Source organism: Dietzia sp. NPDC055340 (assembly GCF_053645335.1).
In genome coordinates, this window is sequence record NZ_JBSHML010000040.1 from 1 (window position 1) to 1785 (window position 1785).

Here is a 1785-nt window from a genome sequence, read left to right on the forward strand (position 1 = left end):
CCAAATCGCGGGCCAGCTCCGCCGGGTAGGCCGGCTGCTGCAGCAAGGTCAGCAGTATCCGGGACCGCGTCGGGTCGGCCATCGCCCGCCCTAACTGTGATGTCCAGGGAGGTTGTCCCGACTCGCGTTGGTGAGTTCGGCTGACAGGTGAAGGCCTCCGGTTGTGAAGTGGAGCTGTCTAGTTCTTCGCTTCACAAACCAGGAGGCCTTCGTGTCCCACGCTAACTCGACCTTGACCCCGCGTACCCGTTTGCGGTTGGCAAAGCTGATCGTCGACGACAAATGGACCTACGCCGCGGCAGCAAAAATGTTCATGGTCGCGCCCCGCACGGCTAAGAAATGGGCTGACCGATACCGGTCCGAAGGCCCAGCTGGCATGGCCGACCGCAGCTCCAAGCCCCGCACGAGTCCGAACCGTACCCGCCCTGAGATGGTGCGCAAGATCGTGCGACTGCGCTGGCGAAACCGACTCGGTCCGATCCAGATCGGCGGCCGGCTCGGCATCCCGGCCTCGACCGTGCACGCGGTACTCGTGCGCTGCCGGATCAACCGACTCTCGCGAATCGACCGGGTCACCGGTGAACCCCTGCGCCGCTACGAACACCAGCGGCCCGGCTCACTGATCCATGTCGATGTCACCAAGTTCGCCAACATCCCCGACGGTGGCGGCCACCGCTTCGTCGGCCGGCCACAGGGCGGAAAGAACGCCAGAGCCACGGCCCACCGCACCGGCGAACGAGGACGTCAATACAGGCCCAAAATCGGGACCGCATACGTGCACACCGTCATCGACGACTACTCCCGCGTGGCCTACGCCGAGATCCACACCGACGAAAAAGGCGCCACGGCCGTCGGCGTCCTTGAACGCGCGGTGGCCTGGTTCGCCGACCGAGGCGTCACCGTAGAGCGGGTGCTCTCCGACAACGGCTCGGCCTACATTTCTCACGATTGGCGCAAGGCCTGCATGAACCTAGGAATCACCCACAAGCGCACCCGGCCCTACCGGCCTCAGACCAACGGCAAGATCGAGCGATTCCACCGCACCCTCGGCGACGGCTGGGCCTACGCCCGCTTCTATGACTCCACCGAAGCCCGCAACTCACGACTACCGTCCTGGCTGCACTTCTACAATCACCACCGAGCCCACTCCGCCCTCGGAGGCCAGCCACCGGTCACCCGACTGACCAACCTCCCTGGACATCACACCTAACCGGTTCATCACATCCACACGAGAAACAATAGTCAGCACTTACTGAACTATACAGCGCCTGCTGAACTGTTGGGACAACGCCTTAAGAACCTATAGGTTTTTAAGGCACATTCACGGCGCCAGGCGGGCCGCCGCGGGAGCCCTCGTCCACCCCGCTGGGGCCGCGGGTTTCAGGCGCAGCATGACGTCGGCATCTGGTTTCGGAAGAGGCCGGCCACGATGCGCAGGCTTTCGCTCATGGTCAGGTACGGCGCCCAGGTGTCGGCCAGATCGTCGACGGTCATGCCGCTTTTGATGGCGTAGGTGGCCGCCAGCATGATCTCCCCGGCCCCGTCCGCCAGAGCGTGCACGCCCAGAACCTTGCCGCTCACGGCGTCGGCGACGAGCTTCACCGCCCCGCGGGTGTCGTGCTGGACGAGCGCCCGGGGGACATCGGACAGGTCCAGGACGCGGCAGTCGCACGCGTGCCCTCGGGTGAGCGCCTCGTCCTCGGTCAACCCCGCCGAGGCCAGCTGGGGCCGGGTGAACACGACCGCAGGAAAGCCGGCGTAGTCGACCCGAGCTGCCGGCGGGTA

The 1785-nt window shown here is 65.4% G+C and carries 1 protein-coding gene and 2 pseudogenes; 1 reads left to right on the forward strand and 2 read right to left on the reverse strand.

The genetic code is table 11. From position 1 onward, the window contains the following. Positions 1-82, reverse strand: a pseudogene (locus tag ACWIFB_RS17265) (Cd(II)/Pb(II)-sensing metalloregulatory transcriptional regulator CmtR); the annotation flags it as partial. Positions 83-211: 129 nt separating this feature from the next. Here ACWIFB_RS17265 and ACWIFB_RS17270 point away from each other — a divergent pair. Then, positions 212-1210, forward strand: coding sequence for an IS481 family transposase (locus ACWIFB_RS17270; protein WP_454058890.1), 999 nt, complete (start codon positions 212-214; stop codon positions 1208-1210). Positions 1211-1380: 170 nt separating this feature from the next. Here the strand turns inward: ACWIFB_RS17270 and ACWIFB_RS17275 are convergent. Then, positions 1381-1785: pseudogene (locus ACWIFB_RS17275) on the reverse strand (mercury(II) reductase); the annotation flags it as partial.